This is a genomic window from Aeromonas sp. R7-4, assembly GCF_040908055.1.
GTDB lineage: Bacteria > Pseudomonadota > Gammaproteobacteria > Enterobacterales > Aeromonadaceae > Aeromonas > Aeromonas sanarellii.
Map to the genome: position 1 here is coordinate 23,875 of NZ_JBFODA010000022.1, position 18,901 is coordinate 42,775.

An 18,901-nucleotide genomic window follows, 5' to 3' on the forward strand; every position below is an offset into this window, starting at 1 on the left:
CGGATCGGCAACCGGTGCGGAGGCTCCGCCGCGTCCCTTTACCGATCATGGCCCTGCCGCCAGGGGGTCTGGTCGCGAGATCCGCGTCCTCAGGCCTGATCCTGCCGGGTCAACAACTGGCCGTCGTTGGCCAGCATCAGCAGCTCGTCCGCCAGCTGGCTGATGAGGGTGAGCTGCTGGCTCAGCATCAGCTGCTCCTCGCTGCTCTCCGGAGCGATGGCCGGACAGGCTCCCGCGAGCGGGGCCGGCATCTCCCCCGCCAGGTGGCCGGCGGCCTGCTCCAGGGTCTGGCTGATGTGGCGGCTGATCTCCTCCAGCCCCTCGATGGGCTCGAGCTTGTCGCGATGGGCCCCGAGCGCCGAGATGTAGGAGAGCAGGGCGTGGTTGCGCCAGGTGAGGGTGAAGCAGAGATCCAGGAAGCGGCGGCGCTTGCTCGGCTCCACCAGCATGCTCTGCCAGGCCATGGCCAGCTCGCTGTCGGCGAGGTGGGCGCACTTGCGGGCCACCCGGTAGTCGAGGGATTCGTCCCGCTGGCGATGCAGGCTGGCGAGCACCGCCGAGAGGTACTTCGCATTGGCGGACAGGGAGTTGGCAATCAGGGTCGGCAGCCGCTTGTATTGCCAGTCGGGCCAGAGCCAGGCCACCAGGGCGTAGGAGAGCAGGCAGCCGAGCAGGGTATCGAGCAGGCGGGGCCCCAGGATGGCGAAGCCGATGCCATCCAGCAGGTTGAACGCCATCAGCACGTAGAGGGTGATGAAGCAGACGGCGGCGCTGTAGTTGCTGCGCACCTGGGTGAAGAACAGGAAGGCGGCGAGCCCCATGATCCCGAGCTGCAGGTGCAGCTCGGGGAAGAGCCAGAGCACGGGCACGCCGATGAGGATGCCGGCGAAGGTGCCGAGCATCCGCTGCACTAGGCGACGGCGGGTGGCGCTGTAGCTCGGCTGGCAGACGAAGAGCACGGTGAGCAGGATCCAGTACCCCTTGTCCAGGCTGAATGCCTGCAGGATGCCATAGCCCACCACCAGGCCCAGCGAGAGCCGCAGGGCGTGACGAAACACCATGGAGTTCGGGGTCAGGTGCTGCCTGACCAATGCCAGCAGGGGCAGGGCGACCGGTCGTGCCAGGGGAGGCAGGCTGGTGGACGGCGCGGCGGGGTTTTGCAGCTCCTCGGCGCTTTGCAGCAGCTGGTTGATGCTGGCCAGGTTGCGGCGCAGGAACTTCATCGGCGTCAGCAGGGTCTTGGGGTAGTGCTGCTTGAGGTGGGTGAACTCCAGCTGATCGCCGAGGGCCTCCAGGGTCCAGTGAATGCGTTTGTGGTGGGTGTAGGGCTTGTGCACCAGGATGGCGTAGCCGAGCTGCTGACAGGCGTCGGCAAGCTGTGACAGCACCTCCTGGAAGCCGTCGAGGACGATGCCCTGCTTGAGCTCGGCTTCCAGCTTGCTGTAGGGGTAGTGGCTGGAGGTGGCCCGCTCCTGGATCTCCAGGGCAAGCAGGTAGAGGCGCAGCAGGCCCGCGAGCTCGGGGGCCACCCCGTGGCGGCCGGGGGCATGGAGGCGCGCATTGAGCGCCGTCTTGGCCTGGTTCAGGGCGTTGACCAGGTTTATGTTGAGCTGGGCCAGGTTGTGGCGGATGGCCTGGGCGCCGTGCTCGTCCGCCGGGAAGAAGCGGGACTTCTCCTGCAGGTAGCGGGCGAGGGCGAAGTAGCTCTGGGCCAGCTGTTCGTGCAGGGTCTTGTAGGGCAGCAGCCAGAGCCAGACCAGCGACACCAGGCCGTACCAGAGGGCGCCGGCCCCCAGTGCCAGCGGCTGATAGAGCAGATCCGGTGCCTTGGCGGCCCCCAGCATGGTGTAGATGGCGATGAGCAGGGAGCCGAAGCTGATGGTGGCGTAACGCTGACCGAGGGCTCCCACCATCACGAAGAGGAAGGTGGACCCAGCGAGTCCCAGGGCAAAGAGCCAGGGGGTGGGGAAAAGATACTGGACGCACAATGAGGCGAACAGGAAGCACACCAGCGTCATGGCGAGGTTCTTGACTCGGCCCCAGAGACTGTCGTCGGTCTCGGCGATGGCCCCCGCCACCACCCCGAGGGAGAGCAGCACTGTGAGCTGGATGTCGCCGGTGGCCAGCGCAAAAGCGAGCAGCCCCAGGATGGCGAGCAGGACCTTGAGGGCGAAATAGATGTGGCTGTCTGTCAGCAGTCGGCGCAGCAAACTGGAGAAGTCCATGGGCATGCTAGGCACCACCCTTGAGCGAAGTGACATCGATGCGGCTGTCGGTCAGCAGCCGGCGCAGCAGTCCGGAGAAATCCATCGGCATGGGATGAAGGCAACCCTTGAGCGAAACGAAAGCGAAAGCATAACCCGTCGACAACGAAACGGCCCTGATTTGGATCAGGGCCACTTAGCTTCATATCCTTGATTTGCAACTTATCCTGACAGAAACAGGTGCCAATAAAAACCCCGCCGAAGCGGGGTCTTGTGCATCTTAAGCATCCATCAGTTGCGGTTGCCGCCAAGCAGGCTCAGCAGGCTCAGGAAGATGTTGTAGATGGAGACATACAGGGTGACGGTGGCGGAGATGTAGTTGGTCTCGCCGCCGCGCACGATCTGCTGGGTGGTCAGCAGGATGGCGCCGGAGGAGAACAGCATGAACATGGCGGACAGGGCCAGGCTCAGGGCGCTCATCTGCAGGAAGATGTTGGCAACCATGGCCACCAGCAGCACCCAGAACCCGACGAACAGCATGCCGCCGAGGAAGGAGAGATCCCGCTTGGTGGTCAGGGCATAGGCAGACAGGCCGAAGAAGGTGAGCGCGGTACCGCCCAGCGCCGTCATCACGATCTCGCCGCCGCCGTTGTTCATGTACATGTTGATGATGGGGCCGAGGCTATAGCCCAGCAGGCCGGTCAGGGCGAAGGTGAATACCAGCCCCATGCCGTTGTCGCGGTTCTTCTCGGTCAGGAACATCAGACCGTAGACACCGATGAGGAACACGGCCCAGTGCAGGGGGGGCAGGTTCATCACGGTCGCAACCCCGGCTACCACGGCGGAGAAGCCAAGAGTGAGGGAGAGCAGCATGTAGGTGTTGCGCAGCACCTTGTTGGTGTCGCGCACGGCACCCTGGGTGCCAGTGTAGATAGAACGGGTATCCATCTTGATGTCCTCTTGATTTCCGGGTGAAGCAACCCATTGTGCTTCGTTAACGCATTGTATGCACTGAATGTGTGGATGACGAGCGCTGATTTCAAGCGCCTCCCCACCTGCGTGGTGCCTACTATCCCGGAGCAAAGATGTATTGCGCATGAACAAGTGGAGGTCGTTGCCATTCTGGGCCGCACCGCTCCCCTGTCCATGGCAGGGCGTCCCCCTTCCCCGGCCTGGCTGTCGACCAGCCTGAAGGCGCCCCTGTGCGGCATGAGGGCCGAGGCCTCTCCTTCCTCCTCGGTTGTCAGGGTTGGCCTGCGGCAGGGGAGGGCGTGTGTCGGCTGTGTCTGGAATCGTCGGAATGCCGCCCGTGACGGGTTTCGGCCCAAGGGGCGGGATGGCTACACTCCCCTGAGTCGATGCGGGCCGGGCGCCTCTAGCCCGGCGCATCCGGATCACACAGAGGGAGTGGCCTATGGCGGTTGCATGGAAGAGGGTGAGGTGGCTGGCGGCATTGCTGGTGGCGGGACTGATGACGGGGTGCGCCGCCCTGGTGCCGGCCCCCATCGAATATCTGAGCCAGGATCCGCCCCCGGGGGCGCTGCCCCATGGGCAGAAGCGCTATGTGGATGATGGCAGGTGTCCGGCCGGTCAGGTGAAGCAGTTGATCGGAGGGGATGCGAAGAAGAATATCCCGCGCCAGGTGGAGTGCGTGCCGCGTCCGCAATGAGGCGGGACACTGCTGGGTGAACTCACTGCAACAAAGAGAGCCGGGGCGATCGCCTCGGCTCTTTTCTATGGTCGAACGCCGATGGGGTGGCTAGAACGCATCCCCCGGCACCCGCACCCAGCCCTCCATCAGGATGCGGGCGGAGCGGGACATCACCGCCTTGGTGACGGACCACTCCCCGTTCACCAGCCGCGCCTCTGCGCCCACCCGCAAGGTGCCGGACGGGTGGCCGAAGCGCACCGTCTCGCGCTCGCCCCCCCCCGCGGCCAGATTGACGAGGGTGCCGGGAATGGCCGCCGCGGTGCCGATGGCCACCGCGCAGGTGCCCATCATGGCGTGGTGCAGCTTGCCCATGGAGAGGGCCCGCACCAGCAGGTCGATCTCGCTCGCGTTGACCTCCTTGCCGCTGGCGGTGCTGTAGTCCTTGGCCGGCGCGACGAAGGCGATCTTCGGTGTATGCTGGCGAGTGGCCGCCTCTTCGGCGCTCTTGATGAGCCCCATGCGCAGGGCGCCGGCGATGCGGATCTGCTCGAAACGGGCCAGGGCTTGTGGATCGGTGTTGATGGCCTCGCGCAGCTCGGTGCCTGTGTAGCCAATTTCTTCGGCGTTAACGAAGACCGTGGGGATGCCGGCGCTGATCATGGTCGCTTTCAAGGTGCCGCTCTTTACAACAGAATCCGGCACCTCCAGCTCATCCACCAGGTTGCCGGTGGGGAAGAGGGCGCCGCCCTCCTCGCCATCGTCTGAGGGATCGAGAAACTCCAGCACGATCTCGGCGGCGGGGAAGGTGACCCCGTCCAGCTCGAACGCGCCGGTCTCCTGCACCTGGCCGTTGGTCACCGGCACGTGGGCAACGATGGTCTTGCCGATATTGGCCTGCCAGATCCGCACCACGCAGATGCCGTTGTCCGGGATGCGGGCCGGATCCAGGAGTCCTGCGTGAATGGCGAAGGCCCCCGCGGCGGTGGAGAGGTTGCCGCAGTTGCCGCTCCAGTCCACGAACGCCTTGTCGATGGCGACCTGGCCGTAGAGGTAATCCACGTCGTGATCGGGCTGGCTGCTCCTGGAGAGGATCACGCACTTGCTGGTGGAGGAGGTGGCGCCCCCCATGCCGTCGATGTGGGCGCCGTAAGGGTCCGGGCTGCCGATGACCCGCATAAACAGCTTGTCGCGGGCCTGGCCCGGCTGTTGGCAGCGCTCGGGCAAGTCCTGCAGACGGAAGAAGACCCCCTTGCTGGTGCCGCCGCGAATATAGGTGGCCGGGATTCTGACTTGTGGTGTGTGGGCCATAGAGATTGTCCTGATCGTGCTTGTTCGGGATAGAAGACGGCAGCCAGGGTGGCTGCCGTCTTGAGGTGGCGTTAGCTCGCGGCCTTGTGCGCGGTCGACGCCAGGAAGTCCTGGGCGAAGCGTTGCAGCACGCCACCGGCCTCGTAGACCGAGACCTCCTCGGCGGTGTCGAGGCGGCAGGTCATGGGCACTTCCAGCACCTCGCCGCTCTGGCGGCGCACAACGAGCACGAGATCGGCGCGCGGCTGGCGCTCACCCACCACATCGTACGTCTCGGTGCCATCAAGGCCCAGGGTCAGGCGGGTGGTGCCCGGCTTGAACTCCAGCGGCAGCACCCCCATGCCGATGAGATTGGTGCGATGAATGCGCTCGAAGCCTTCCGCCGCTATCACCTCCACCCCGGCCAGCCGCACCCCCTTGGCCGCCCAGTCCCGGGACGAGCCCTGGCCGTAGTCGGCACCGGCCACGATGATGAGCGGCTGCTTGCGCGCCATGTAGGTCTCGATGGCCTCCCACATCCGCATCACCCGGCCCTCCGGTTCGACCCGGGCGAGGGATCCCTTCTTCACCGCGCCGTTCACCACAGCCATCTCGTTGACCAGCTGGGGGTTCGCGAAGGTGGCGCGCTGGGCGGTCAGGTGGTCGCCGCGGTGGGTCGCGTAGGAGTTGAAGTCCTCCTCCGGCAGGCCCATCTTCGCCAGGTACTCGCCCGCCGCGCTGCTGCGCAGTATGGCGTTGGAGGGGGAGAGATGGTCTGTGGTGATGTTGTCCGGCAACAGCGCCAGCGGCCGCATCCCCTTGAGGGTGCGCTCACCCGCCAGGGCCCCCTCCCAGTAGGGGGGGCGACGGATATAGGTGCTCTGCGGGCGCCAGTCGTAAAGCGGCGCCACCTTGGGGCCTTTATCCTCCTCGAGGGTGAACATGGGGATATAGACCTGGCGGAACTGGGACGGCTTCACCGAGGCCTTGACCACGGCGTCGATCTCCTCGTCGCTCGGCCAGATGTCTTTGAGGCGAATTTCCTTGCCGTTCACCACCCCCAGCACATCCTTTTCGATGTCGAAGCGGATGGTGCCGGCGATGGCGTAGGCCACCACCAGGGGCGGGGAGGCGAGGAACGCCTGCTTGGCGTAGGGGTGGATGCGGCCGTCGAAGTTGCGGTTGCCCGACAGCACCGCCGTGGCGTAGAGATCCCGGTCGATGATCTCCTGCTGGATGGCGGGATCCAGCGCACCTGACATGCCGTTGCAGGTGGTGCAGGCAAACGCCACCACGCCGAAGCCGAGTTGCTCCAGCTCGTCGTCCAGTCCGGCCTCTTTCAGGTAAAGCGCGACTGTCTTGGAGCCAGGTGCCAGGGAGGACTTCACCCAGGGCTTGCGGCTGAGGCCGAGCCTGTTGGCGTTGCGGGCCAGGAGGCCTGCGGCGATGACGTTGCGCGGGTTGCTGGTGTTGGTGCAGCTGGTGATGGCGGCGATGATGACGGCGCCATCGGGCAGCAGGCCGTCCGCCTCCTGGGCGCGGGCCTTGTCCAGATCCACCGCGATGCCGCGCTCCGCCAGGGCGGATACCGGCAGGCGGCGGTGGGGGTTGGAGGGGCCCGCCAGGGTGCGTACCACGGTCGACAAGTCGAAGTGCAGCACGCGCTCGTACTGGGCTGCCGCCAGGGCGTCGGCCCAGAGGCCCGCCTCCCTGGCGTAGATCTCCACCAGCCTGACCTGCTCGTCGTCACGGCCGGTGAGCTTGAGGTAGTCGAGGGTCTGCTGGTCGATGAAGAACATGGCCGCGGTGGCGCCATATTCCGGCGCCATGTTGGAGATGGTGGCGCGATCGCCGAGGGTGAGGGCGGCGGCGCCCTCGCCACGGAACTCCAGATAGGCGCCGACCACCTTCTGCTGGCGCAGGAACTCGGTGAGGGACAGCACCAGATCGGTGGCGGTGATGCCGGGTTGCGGCTTGCCGGTCAGCTCCACACCGACGATCTCCGGCAGCCGCATCCAGGAGGCGCGCCCCAGCATCACGTTCTCGGCCTCCAGTCCGCCCACCCCCACCGCGATGACGCCGAGGGCGTCCACATGGGGGGTGTGGCTGTCGGTGCCGACGCAAGTATCCGGGTAGGCCAGGCCGCGATCGGCGTGGATGACCGGCGACATCTTCTCCAGGTTGATCTGGTGCATGATGCCGTTGCCTGGCGGGATCACCTCGATGTTCTTGAACGCCTGCCTGGTCCAGTTGATGAAGTGGAAGCGATCCTCGTTGCGGCGATCCTCGATGGCGCGGTTCTTCTCGAACGCTTGCGGGTCGAAGCCGCCGCATTCGACGGCCAGCGAGTGGTCGACGATCAGCTGCACCGGCACCACGGGGTTCACCTGGGCGGGATCACCACCCTGATCGGCGATGGCGTCGCGAAGGCCCGCTAGGTCCACCAGGGCGGTTTGGCCCAGGATGTCGTGGCATACCACGCGCGCCGGGAACCAGGGGAAGTCGCGATCGCGCTTGTTGTGCACTATCTGGTCGAGGCACTCACCGAGGATGGCCGGATCGCACCGGCGAACCAGGTTCTCGGCGTGGACGCGGGCGGTGTAGGAGAGCCTGTCCCAGGTGCCGGGCTGGATGGCTTCGACCGCCTCACGGGCGTCGAAGTAGTCGAGCGCCGTGCCGGGCAGGGGCTTGCGATATTGGCTGTTGATCATCACTTGCGCTCCTTGAGCGGCACGAACTGGAGATCCTCCGGGCCGACGTAGTTGGCGCTCGGACGGATGATCTTGCCGTCGATGCGCTGCTCGATGACATGGGCCGACCAGCCTGAGGTGCGGGCGATGACGAACAGCGGGGTGAACATGGCGGTGGGCACGCCCATCATGTGGTAGCTGACGGCGCTGAACCAGTCCAGGTTCGGGAACATCTTCTTGGCGTCCCACATGACTTCTTCAAGGCGCTCGGCGATGTCGAACATCTTGGTGTTGTGCTGCTCCTGGCTGAGCTCGCGCGCCACCTCCTTGATCACCTTGTTGCGCGGGTCCGAGACGGTGTAGACAGGGTGGCCGAAGCCGATGACCACCTCTTTCTTCTCGACCCGGGCGCGAATGTCGGCCTCCGCCTCGTCCGGGTTCTCGTAGCGCTTCTGGATCTCGAAGGCCACCTCGTTGGCGCCGCCGTGCTTGGGTCCGCGCAGGGCACCGATGGCCCCCGTGATGCAGGAGTACATGTCGGAGCCGGTGCCGGCGATGACGCGGCCGGTGAAGGTGGAGGCGTTGAACTCATGCTCGGCGTAGAGGATGAGGGAGGTGTGCATGGCGCGCACCCAGGAGTCACGCGGCTTGTGCCCGTGCAGCAGGTGCAGGAAGTGGCCGCCGATGGAGTCGTCGTCGGTCTCTACATGGATGCGCTTGCCGTTGTGGCTGAAGTGGTACCAGTAGAGCAGCACGGATCCGAGGCAGGCCATCAGCTTGTCGGCGATGTCGCGGGCACCCGGGTGGTTGTGATCGTCCTTCTCCGGCGACAGACAGCCCAGCACGGAGACCGCGGTGCGCATCACGTCCATGGGGTGGGCGCTCGGGGGTAGCTGCTCCAGGGCGGTCCTGACCCCGGTGGGCAGGCCGCGCAGGGCCTTGAGCTTGGCCTTGTAGGCGGCGAGCTCCGCCACATTGGGCAGATGGCCGTGCACCAGCAGGTGGGCTATCTCTTCAAACTCGCAGCTGGTGGCCACGTCCAGGATGTCGTAGCCACGGTAGTGCAGGTCGTTGCCGGAGAGGCCGACGGTGCACAGGGCCGTGTTGCCGGCGGCGGTGCCGGAGAGGGCGACGGATTTCTTCGGCTTGAAGCCGGTGGTTTCGGGAATGGCGCTCATCACATGTTTCCTCATTCAGTCCGTTGAAGCGCCGGCCGCCAGCATGAGACGGCCGGTCGCCGTCTTATTCCTTGGTAGACAGGTCCTTGGTGAAGAGCCTGTCCAGGGTCTGCTCGTAATGGTGATAGCCGAGGAAGTCGTAGAGGGACTCCCGGGTCTGCATGGTGTCGACCACGGCGCGCTGGTGGCCGTCGCGGCGAAGCGTCTGATAGACGTTGAGGGCGGCCTGGTTGGCGGCGCGGGCGGCGCTCAGGGGGTAGAGCACCATGTCGACACCGTGGGCAGCGAGTGCCTCCTTGTCAAACAGCTCCGTCTTGCCGAACTCGGTCATGTTGGCGAGGATGGGCACCCCGGCCGCCTGCTTGAAGCGATCGTACTGGTTCAGCTCGGTCACGGCCTCGGCGAAGATCATGTCGGCGCCTGCCTCCACATAGGCGGCGGCGCGCTCCAGGGCCGAGCCCAGCCCCTCTACCGCCAGGGCGTCGGTGCGGGCCATGATGACGAAGTCCTCGTCCTGGCGGGCATCCACCGCCGCCTTGATCCTGTCCACCATCTCGGAAACCGAGACCACCGCCTTGTTCGGCCTGTGGCCGCAGCGCTTCTGGGCCACCTGATCCTCCATGTGGACGGCGGCCACCCCGCCGCGCTCGAAGGCGCGAATGGTGCGTGCGATGTTGAAGGCGCCGCCCCAGCCGGTGTCGATGTCCACCAGGAGCGGCACCTGGGTCGCGGCCGTGATGCGCTCGGCGTCGATCAGCACGTCGTTCATGGAGGTCATGCCGAGATCCGGCAGGCCGAAGGAGGCGTTCGCCACCCCGGCGCCGGAGAGGTAGAGGGCCTGGAAGCCGCTGCGCTCGGCCATCAGCGCCATGTAGGCGTTGATGGTGCCGACGATCTGCAGGGGCTTCTCGTTGGCCAGGGCAGTGCGAAAACGCGTCCCGGCCGAGGGGGATAGGTTGGACATGGTGACTCCTTTCATGGGGTGCTTGTCTGCTGTGGATGCTGGCTGTGAATACCACCATCTCACACTACGTTTACGTCAACGTCAATTATGCTTAGGTCCAAGGCCCGTCAATCTGCGGGCACCGGCGGCTTCCCTTCTGATAACTGCTTTTTATTCAATCGGATAGCTCTTTCTTCCCCAGGTGCGCCTGGTCAATGCCATGGCGCCGCCTTGGTGGAGCAGGGCCGATTCTGGCCTCTTCCCCGAGGGGGGGCAACGGGTTAGCAGGGGGGTGTCATGAGATGAAAAGTGGCTGTCGCCCGATGCAAAGCGGACGTTCACGTAAATCCCTAGATTCACTCTGGACGATGTTTTCACCCATGAATGAATCTGGAGAACAGCCATGGCCAACGCCATACGCTTCTATGAAACCGGGGGCCCCGAGGTCCTGCGCTACGAAGAGGTCTCGGTCGGTGAACCCGGGCCTGGCCAGGTACGGCTGCGCCACGCCGCGGTCGGCCTGAACTACGCGGACACCTATTTTCGCAACGGCACCTACCCGATCCCGCTGCCCAACGGCCTGGGGGTCGAGGCGGCCGGGGTGGTGGAGGCGGTGGGCGAGGGCGTCACCAGCGTCGCCGTCGGCGATCGCGTCACCTACACCGGCTTCATCAATACACTCGGCGCCTATTCGACCGAGCGACTGATCCCGGCCGCCCCCCTCATCCGCCTGCCGGACAACATCCCCTGCGAGACCGCCGCCGCCATGACCATGCGCGGCCTCACCGCCGCCTACCTGATGCGCCGCATCCACGACTTCAAACCCGGTGACAGCATCTTGCTGCACGCCGCGGCAGGGGGCGTCGGCCTCATCGTCGCCCAGTGGGCCAGGCTGCTGGGGCTGACGGTGATCGGCACCGTCTCGAGCGACGCCAAGGGCGAGCTGGCCCGGGCCCACGGCTGCGACTACATCATCGATTACAGCCACGAGGACGTGGCCCAGCGGGTGCGCGCCCTGACCGGCGGCGCCGGCGTTGACGTGGTGTTCGACAGCGTCGGCAAGAGCACCTTCATGGGCTCGCTCGATTCCCTCAAGCGCCGCGGCCTCATGGTCTGCGTCGGCACCGCCTCCGGCCCCATCGACGGCTTCAACCCCCAGTTGCTGGCCATGAAGGGCTCCCTCTATCTGACCCGTCCGGCGCTCGCCGACTACATCGCCGATCCGGCGGAGAAGACGGCCCTGGCGAACGAGCTGTTCGACCACGTGGCCAGCGGCCGGATCAAGATCGAGATCAACCAGCGCTACGAGCTGCAGGATGCGGCGGCGGCCCACCGGGATCTGGAGGCGCGCAAGACCACGGGCTCCTCCATCTTCGTTATCTAAGCAGGGTCCCCGGGCGGGGCCCGGGGCCCTTCTGGCAGCACCGACTTGTCATCTAGGGAGAGAGACATGCGTGTAGAACAACTGACTTGCCATATCGGCGCCGAGCTCAGCGGCGTCCAGCTGGCGGACGCGGCCCACGACGCTGGGCTGTTTGCCGAGATCCGCGCCCAACTGCTCAGGCACAAGGTACTGTTCCTGCGGGATCAGGAGATGAGCCGCAGCGATCACGTGACCTTCGCCCGCCGCTTCGGCGAGCTGGAGGATCACCCGGTGGCGGGCAGCGATCCGGATCACCCCGGTCTGGTGCGCATCTACAAGTCGCCGGATGTGCCCAACGATCGCTACGAGAACGCCTGGCACACGGATGCCACCTGGCGCGAGCAACCGCCCATGGGCTGCGTGCTGCGCTGCGTGGAGTGTCCGCCGGTGGGGGGGGACACCCTCTGGGCCAACATGGCGGCGGCCTACGCCGCGCTGCCCGAGGAGATCAAACAGAAGATCGCCGGCCTGCGCGCCCGCCACAGCATAGAGGCGAGCTTCGGGGCGGCCATGCCCATGGAGAAGCGGCTCGCCTTGAAGGCCATGTTCCCGGACGCCGAGCACCCCGTGGTGCGCACCCACCCGGAGACGGACGAGAAGATCCTGTTCGTCAACGCCTTCGCGACCCACTTCACCAACTACCACACCCCGGCGAATGTCCGCGTCGGCCAGGACTACAGCATGGGGGGCAGCGATCTGCTGCGCTACCTCATCAGCCAGGCCTATATCCCCGAGTTCCAGGTGCGCTGGCGCTGGCAGCCGGGCTGCGTGGCCATCTGGGACAACCGCAGTACCCAGCACTACGCCGCCATGGATTATGCCCCCTGCCATCGCAAGATGGAGCGGGCCGGGATCATGGGCGACAAGCCCTTCTGATCAATCCCCGGGCCCGCGCCCGGGGGATGTCACCACGCCAGGCGCTTCATGGAAGGCCAGCCAATTTAAGGAATGAACAGATGCAATTCTTTGACGATTCCCTGCACCCGGAAAACATGGAGAAGGTGGTCATCACCGTCGCCCCCTACGGCCCCGAGTGGGCGCCGGGCGACTTCCCGGAAGACATCCCGGTGACCATGGAGGAGCAGGTCCAGAAGGCGGTCGACTGCTACGAGGCGGGTGCCACCGTGCTGCACCTGCATGTGCGCGAGCTGGACGGCACCGGCTCCAAGCGTCTCTCCAAGTTCAACGAGCTGATCGCCGGGGTCCGCAAGGCGGTGCCGGACATGATCATCCAGGTCGGCGGCTCCATCTCCTTCGCCCCCGAGAGCGAGGGGGAGGCGGCCAAGTGGCTCTCCGACGACACCCGCCACATGCTGGCGGAGCTGACCCCGAAACCGGATCAGGTCACGGTGGCCATCAACACCACCCAGATGAACATCATGGAGCTGCTCTATCCGGAGTATCTGGAAGGCACCTCGCTCGCGAACCCCGCCTACCAGGCCGCCTACAGCGAGATGACGGTGCCGGCCGGCCCGGCCTGGGTGGCCGAGCACTTGAAGCGCCTGATGGCCAGCGGCATCCAGCCGCACTTCCAGCTGACCGGGATGCACGCCCTGGAGACCCTGGAGCGGCTGGTGCGCAAGGGCATCTACATGGGCCCGCTGAACCTCACCTGGATCGGCATCGGCGGCGGCTTCGACGGCCCGAACCCGTTCAACTTCATGAACTTCGTCCACCGTGCGCCAGACGGTGCCTGCGTCACCGCCGAGTCCCTGCTCAAGAACGTGCTGCCGTTCAACATGATGGCCATGGCCATGGGTCTGCACCCGCGCTGCGGCATCGAGGACACCATCATAGGCCAGCACGGCCAGCGCATGAGCTCGGTGGAGCAGATCCAGCAGTGCGTGCGCGTCGCCCACGAACTGGGTCGCGAGGTGGCCAATGGCAAGGAGGCCCGCGCCATCTACCGCATCGGCGTGCAGTACGACAGCATCGAGGAGACCCTGAAGGCCAACGGCATGGCGCCGAATCGCGTCCCGGGTCAGCTCGGCGTGCCGCAGCGCTGAGCCAGTCGGGTCGCGGTGTGAAAAAGAAACGCCGCGACCCGCCAACACCGTTTGCCAAGAGGGCGGCAGCCCTTGCACTATGCAGCATCCGGTAAACTGAGCGATGTATCAGTAGTGGGTGCCCGGTGGCTCCGGCCACCGGGACCCAGACCGGGAACCTGCCAATTTGGAGTAGCACGAGGGATTGTATGGCTACGTATCGTATCGATGACGACGCCGAGGCCGGCAAGGTTGCCGTGCCCCGCCGCTATGCCTGGATAGTGTTTGCGCTGACCTTCGGTCTGCTCATCTCCGACTATATGTCGCGCCAGGTGCTCAACGCCGTCTTCCCCATGCTCAAGGGGGAGTGGGCGCTCTCGGATACCCAGCTTGGCCTGCTGAGCGGCATAGTCGCGCTCATGGTCGGGCTCTTGACCTTCCCGCTCTCTTTGCTCGCCGACCGGTTCGGGCGGGTGAAGAGCCTGGCCCTGATGGCCGCCCTCTGGAGCCTGGCCACCCTGGGTTGCGCTCTGGCCCAGAACTACGAACAGATGTTCGTCGCCCGCTTCCTGGTGGGAGTGGGGGAGGCCGCCTACGGCAGCGTCGGCATCGCCGTGGTGGTCTCCGTCTTCCCGCGGGAGATGCGGGCCACCCTCTCCGGCGCCTTCATCTCGGGCGGTCTGTTCGGCTCAGTGCTCGGCATGGCGACCGGGGGCGTGCTGGCCCATTTTCTGGGCTGGCGCTGGGCCTTCGCCGGCATGGCCCTGTTCGGCCTGGTGCTGGCGGCGCTCTACCCCATGGTGGTGAAGGAGTCGCGCATCGCGACCCCTTGCCGCACAGCCAAGGACAAGGCTGGAGATCGCAGCCCGCTGCGCAGCCTCTATGCCAGCCGCTCGGTGATCGCCGCCTATGTGGGTAGCGGCCTGCAGCTGTTCGTCGGCGGCACCGTCATCGTCTGGATGCCGAGCTACTTCAACCGCTACTACGGCATGGCGACGGACAAGGCGGGGGCGGCGGCGGCCATCATAGTGCTGTGCAGCGGCGCCGGCATGATCCTGTGCGGCATGCTGAGCGACAGGCTGTGCAAGGCGCGGCCGGATCGCAAGATAAGCCTCGCCATCGCTTATTGCCTCGGCAGCTGCGTCCTGCTCTCCCTGGCGTTCGCGCTGCCGGTGGGCTTGGCGCAGATACTCCTGATCTGCCTCGGCATGTTCATCGCCACCGGCACCTCGGGCCCCGCCGGCGCCATGGTGGCGAACCTGACCCACGCCAGCATCCACGGCACCGCCTTCGCGACCCTGACGCTGGCCAACAACCTGCTGGGCCTGGCGCCCGGTCCCTTCATCACCGGCAAGGTCTCCGACCATATCGGGCTGGACAACGCCTTCCAGCTGGTGCCCCTCATCAGCATCGCGGCGGCGCTCGTCTTCCTCTATGCCAGGCGCCACTACCACAAGGACGTGGCCCGGCTGGAGGGGGAGTCGCAGCCCAGGGGCGCTGGCGCCTCCGTCATCGAGCCGGCCCCCGCCGAGGCGAGGAGCTGAGGCCCTGGGGGCACATGAGTTTTATCCGTCCGGCGACGATCGCCGGATAGGGGTTGATCACAGGGAGACAAGGGCATGGGCAGTACCCTGCACAATACGCTGAACATAGAGGTCTATTTCGATTTCATCTGTCCCTGGTGCCTGATCGGCAAGCGCCAGCTGGACCAGGCCCTGGCACTGCTGCGGGCCGAGCGCCCCGGGTTGCAGGTGACGCTGCGCTGGCGCGGGGTGCAGCTGTTGCCCCAGCTGCCGGCCAGGGGGGAGGATTTCAACGCCTTCTACCTGCAGAGGCTGGGGGGCGAGCAGGCGCTGCGCCTGCGCCAGACCCAGGTGCGCGAGGCTGCGGCCGGCGTCGGGGTGGCGCTGGACTTTACCCGCATCCCCCGCATGCCGAACACCGCCGATGCCCACCGCCTGTGGCAGCGGGCCGGCGAGCTCGGCACCCCTGAACAGTGCGAGGCGCTGCTGGAATCCCTGTTTGCCTGTCACTTCCAGCAGGGGGGGGATCTGGGGGACTGTCATACCCTGCTCGATCTGGCCGCCGCGGCCGGTTTCGCCACCGACGCCCTGGTGGGTTGCCTGGAGGGGGACGGCAGCCCCTTCTGCGGCACCGCCGAGGGGGCCGCCAGCCGGGGGGTACCCAGCTTCGTGCTGGGGGGACGGGTTCTCTCCGGGGCCCAGCCGGTGGAGCGCCTGCTCGCCAGCCTGCGTCAGGCCGTCGTGGCCGAGAGCACGGCGGCGCAAAGGCGCATCGCCGTGCCAGCCAGCCGGGTGCCGGCGCCGGGCAAGCGCGCCCTGATCGAGGAGGGGGGCAGGAGCCTGGTGCTGTTCAACATCGATGGCCGCTTCCACGCCATCGACGACGGCTGCCCCCACCAGGGGGCGTCGCTCTGCGGCGGCAAGCTGGAGGGAGAGGTGATCCAGTGCTGCGCCCACGGCCTGCGCTTCAACCTGAACACCGGCTATCTGCTGGGCTCCACCCAGCTCAGGGTCAACCGCTACCCGGTCGAGCGGGCGGGCGACCAGCTCCATATCGTCGTTGCACCGGAGGAGGGCATCCCATGCACGCGTTGAACCCCGCCGTCACCGCCCGCGTCTCGCGGGTGCGCGAGCTGGCCCCCGGCATGGCGGTCAGCCTGGTGGTGGCCGCCGCCGCCACCTTCCTGGCCGAGCACTACGGCGCCCCCGTGCTGCTGTTTGCCCTGCTGCTCGGCATGGCCCTGAACTTCCTCAGCGCCGAGGGGAGCTGCAAGGAGGGGATCGCGTTCACGGCTCGCAGCGTGCTGCGCATCGGGGTGGCCCTGCTCGGCATGCGCATCACCCTGGGCCAGATCGCCGAGCTCGGCTGGATGCCGGTTGTCCTAGTGGTGACCCTGGTGGTGGTGACCATCGGCCTGTCGGTGGTGGTGGCCAAGTGGATGGGCTTCCAGCGTCTGTTCGGCATGCTGACCGGCGGTGCCACCGCCATCTGCGGTGCCTCCGCCGCCCTGGCCCTGGCCGCCTCCCTGCCCAATCATCCCCAGAAGGAGCGCGCCACCCTGTTCACGGTGATCGGGGTCTCGGTGCTCTCGACGCTGGCGATGATCACCTACCCCATGATCGCCCGCTTCTTCGAGCTGACGCCGGTGGAGGCGGGGGTCTTCCTCGGCGCCACCATCCACGACGTGGCCCAGGTGGTGGGGGCGGGCTACAGCATGTCCACCGAGACCGGGGACGTGGCCACCGTGGTCAAGCTGATGCGGGTCGCCATGCTGCTGCCGGTGATCGTCGCCGCCGCCATGATCACCCGGATGCAGGGGGCGGACGGCGCCTTGGACAAGCGCCCGCCGCTGCTGCCCATGTTTGCCGTCGGCTTCCTGGTGCTGGCCTGCATCAACAGCACCGGCTGGGTGCCCGCCCTGGTCCAGAGCGGGGTCAACGATCTGTCGCGCTGGTGCCTGGTGATCGCCATCGCCGCCATCGGCATGAAGACCCAGTTGAAGGAGCTGGCCTCGGTCGGCATCAAACCCATCCTGCTGATGGTGGGGGAGACCGCCTTCCTCGTCGCCCTGGTGCTGGTGCTGATGCACTGGGGCATCAAGCCGTAACGAATAGAGAAACCCCACCCCTCCCCTTGGCAGGGGTGGGAGCTAAATAGCTCCTCCCTCTTATGAAGGGGGAGGCTGGGAGGGGGTTGTGAATGCGACACTGCGCCGAATAACGAAAACGGTCATAAAACGAACGCGCCCCCGTGGCCAACGGACTAGCCAGAGAGGTATCCATGAACAAGATTTATCCCAGCGCCCAGGCCGCCCTCGGCGATCTGGTGCAGGACGGCATCACCATCGCCTCGGGGGGCTTCGGCCTGTGCGGCATCCCCGAGCGGCTGATCGAGGCGCTGCGCGAGACCGGCAAGCGCGGCTTCACCGTCATCAGCAACAACTGCGGGGTGGACGAGTTCGGCCTCGGGCCGCTGCTCTACAGCCGCCAGATCAGGAAGATGATCTCCTCCTACGTGGGGGGCAACAAGGAGTTCGAGCGCCAATATCTCGCCGGCGAGCTGGAGCTGGAGTTCACCCCCCAGGGCACGCTCGCCGAGAAGCTGCGGGCCGGCGGCGCCGGCATTCCCGCCTTCTTCACCAGGACCGGTTACGGGACCCTGATCGCCGAGGGCAAGGAGACCCGTCAGTTCGACGGGGAGTGGTACGTGATGGAGCACTCCCTCACCGCCGATCTGGCCATCATCAAGGGGGCCAGGGCGGATCGGGCGGGCAACCTGATGTTCAACAAGACCGCCCGCAACTTCAACCCGCTCTGCGCCAAGGCGGGCCGGGTCTGCGTCGCCGAGGTGGAGGAGATCGTCGAGGTGGGGGAGCTGGCCCCGGACGAGATCCACCTGCCCGGCATCTATGTGCAGCGGCTGGTCCTGAACCCCAACCCCGAGAAACGTATCGAAGTGCGGACAGTGAGGAGTTAACCATGGCCTGGACCCGTGAAGAGATGGCGCAGCGCGCCGCAAGGGAGCTGCAGGACGGCTTCTATGTGAACCTCGGCATCGGCCTGCCGACCCTGGTGGCCAACTATATCCCGGAGGGGATGGAGGTGTGGCTGCAGAGCGAGAACGGCCTGCTCGGCATAGGCCCCTTCCCGAGTGAGGAGGAGCTGGATCCGGACCTCATCAACGCCGGCAAGCAGACCATCACCACCCTGCCCGGCAGCAGCTTCTTCGACAGCGCGGAGAGCTTCGGCATGATCCGCGGTGGCCACATCAACCTGGCGTTGCTCGGGGCCATGCAGGTGTCCGAGCGCGGCGATCTCGCGAACTGGATGATCCCCGGCAAAATGGTCAAGGGGATGGGGGGCGCCATGGATCTGGTGGCCGGGGTCAAGCGGGTGGTGGTGCTGATGGAGCACTGCGCCAAGAACGGTGAGCACAAGATACTGGAGTGGTGCAACCTGCCGCTGACCGGGGTCGGGGTGGTGGATCGCATCATCAGCGATCTCGCCGTGCTGGACGTCACCCCGCACGGCCTCAGGCTGGTGGAGCTGGCCCCCGGCATCGCATTCGAACAGTTGCAGGCCGCGACCGGCTGCGCCATCGCGCGCTGAGCGCGCGGTTTTCCGGCGGGGAAGGGGCCTGGCCTTTCCCCGCCGTTTTTATTTTCCTCGCCCCGTTTTCCTTCGCCCCGAACACCCCTCCCACACTACCTGACCCTGCCGCCCGACAGGGCTGATGGGCCCGGCATCGGGGCTGGTTGACACCGTTTTCAGCCCTCGTCGTCTTCGCCCCCCTGGGCTGTCACCAAATGAAAAGTGGCTGACGTTCAATGGCAAGCGTGGCCCCGGAGGGAGGCCTTACAGTCGACGCACAAGAAGAGAGAGACCGCGTCATCAGCGCGAGCGACACCCCGGGGCCGATGCAAAAACAGAGCTGCATCCAGGAGCCGAACAAGGCGGTGCGCCATAGCCAGGTCATCCCGCTTGCATCAATAAAAAAGCCAACGGAAACGGCGCTCA

Annotated in this window: 16 protein-coding genes; 9 read left to right on the forward strand and 7 right to left on the reverse strand. The window is 66.2% G+C overall.

The genetic code is table 11. From position 1 onward, the window contains the following. Positions 1 to 89: 89 nt before the first annotated feature. From yccS to AB5Y72_RS03945, 3 genes are all read right to left on the reverse strand, one after another. A complete protein-coding gene (gene yccS, locus AB5Y72_RS03935; RefSeq protein ID WP_325783005.1) occupies positions 90 to 2,231 on the reverse strand; it encodes a YccS family putative transporter in 2,142 nt (713 codons plus the stop codon). 1 nt (position 2,232) lies between these two features. After that, positions 2,233 to 2,400, reverse strand: coding sequence for a hypothetical protein (locus AB5Y72_RS03940; protein WP_157005453.1), 168 nt, complete (start codon positions 2,398 to 2,400; stop codon positions 2,233 to 2,235). 95 nt (positions 2,401 to 2,495) lie between these two features. Continuing rightward, complete coding sequence (locus AB5Y72_RS03945) at positions 2,496 to 3,152, reverse strand: Bax inhibitor-1/YccA family protein (RefSeq protein ID WP_042078530.1); 657 nt, start codon at positions 3,150 to 3,152, stop codon at positions 2,496 to 2,498. Positions 3,153 to 3,618: 466 nt separating this feature from the next. Between AB5Y72_RS03945 and AB5Y72_RS03950 the strand changes: the two genes are divergently transcribed. Next, positions 3,619 to 3,873, forward strand: a complete 255-nt coding sequence (locus tag AB5Y72_RS03950; protein ID WP_157005451.1) for a DUF6719 family protein — start codon at positions 3,619 to 3,621, stop codon at positions 3,871 to 3,873. A gap of 90 nt (positions 3,874 to 3,963) precedes the next feature. Here the strand turns inward: AB5Y72_RS03950 and prpF are convergent, their stop codons facing one another. The 4 genes from prpF to prpB form a co-directional block, all read right to left on the reverse strand. After that, positions 3,964 to 5,163, reverse strand: a complete 1,200-nt coding sequence (gene prpF, locus AB5Y72_RS03955; protein ID WP_325783004.1) for a 2-methylaconitate cis-trans isomerase PrpF — start codon at positions 5,161 to 5,163, stop codon at positions 3,964 to 3,966. Between the two features lie 71 nt (positions 5,164 to 5,234). Continuing rightward, positions 5,235 to 7,853, reverse strand: a complete 2,619-nt coding sequence (acnD, locus tag AB5Y72_RS03960) for a Fe/S-dependent 2-methylisocitrate dehydratase AcnD (RefSeq protein ID WP_325783003.1) — start codon at positions 7,851 to 7,853, stop codon at positions 5,235 to 5,237. Then, positions 7,853 to 9,010 carry a 2-methylcitrate synthase gene (gene prpC / locus AB5Y72_RS03965; protein ID WP_042078526.1) on the reverse strand — a complete coding sequence of 386 codons (1,158 nt, stop codon included), beginning with the start codon at positions 9,008 to 9,010 and terminating at the stop codon, positions 7,853 to 7,855. Before prpC ends, acnD begins: the two co-directional genes overlap by 1 nt. A gap of 64 nt (positions 9,011 to 9,074) precedes the next feature. Next, a complete protein-coding gene (gene prpB / locus AB5Y72_RS03970) occupies positions 9,075 to 9,974 on the reverse strand; it encodes a methylisocitrate lyase (protein ID WP_325783002.1) in 900 nt (299 codons plus the stop codon). A 382-nt stretch (positions 9,975 to 10,356) separates the two neighbouring features. On the opposite strand from prpB, the gene AB5Y72_RS03975 reads away from it, so the two are divergent. The 8 genes from AB5Y72_RS03975 to AB5Y72_RS04010 all read left to right on the forward strand — a co-directional run bounded on the left by AB5Y72_RS03975 (position 10,357) and on the right by AB5Y72_RS04010 (position 18,493). Continuing rightward, positions 10,357 to 11,337, forward strand: a complete 981-nt coding sequence (locus AB5Y72_RS03975; protein WP_325783001.1) for a quinone oxidoreductase — start codon at positions 10,357 to 10,359, stop codon at positions 11,335 to 11,337. Between the two features lie 66 nt (positions 11,338 to 11,403). Beyond that, a complete protein-coding gene (locus AB5Y72_RS03980; RefSeq protein WP_325783000.1) occupies positions 11,404 to 12,252 on the forward strand; it encodes a TauD/TfdA family dioxygenase in 849 nt (282 codons plus the stop codon). An 80-nt stretch (positions 12,253 to 12,332) separates the two neighbouring features. Beyond that, positions 12,333 to 13,382, forward strand: coding sequence for a 3-keto-5-aminohexanoate cleavage protein (locus AB5Y72_RS03985; RefSeq protein WP_042078521.1), 1,050 nt, complete (start codon positions 12,333 to 12,335; stop codon positions 13,380 to 13,382). A gap of 188 nt (positions 13,383 to 13,570) precedes the next feature. After that, entirely contained in the window at positions 13,571 to 14,905 is a 1,335-nt protein-coding gene (locus AB5Y72_RS03990) for an MFS transporter (RefSeq protein ID WP_325782999.1), read from the forward strand. A gap of 75 nt (positions 14,906 to 14,980) precedes the next feature. Beyond that, positions 14,981 to 15,979: a DsbA family protein gene (locus AB5Y72_RS03995; protein ID WP_325782998.1), complete on the forward strand. Its 999-nt coding sequence runs from the start codon at positions 14,981 to 14,983 to the stop codon at positions 15,977 to 15,979. Then, positions 15,967 to 16,992, forward strand: a complete 1,026-nt coding sequence (locus AB5Y72_RS04000) for a putative sulfate exporter family transporter (protein ID WP_325782997.1) — start codon at positions 15,967 to 15,969, stop codon at positions 16,990 to 16,992. The genes AB5Y72_RS03995 and AB5Y72_RS04000 overlap by 13 nt, the downstream gene beginning before the upstream one ends. A 173-nt stretch (positions 16,993 to 17,165) precedes the next feature. Continuing rightward, the gene (locus tag AB5Y72_RS04005) at positions 17,166 to 17,861 is read left to right on the forward strand and encodes a CoA transferase subunit A (RefSeq protein ID WP_325782996.1); all 696 of its coding nucleotides are present in this window, start codon (positions 17,166 to 17,168) and stop codon (positions 17,859 to 17,861) included. Between the two features lie 2 nt (positions 17,862 to 17,863). After that, complete coding sequence (locus AB5Y72_RS04010) at positions 17,864 to 18,493, forward strand: CoA transferase subunit B (RefSeq protein WP_042078516.1); 630 nt, start codon at positions 17,864 to 17,866, stop codon at positions 18,491 to 18,493. Positions 18,494 to 18,901: the final 408 nt, after the last annotated feature.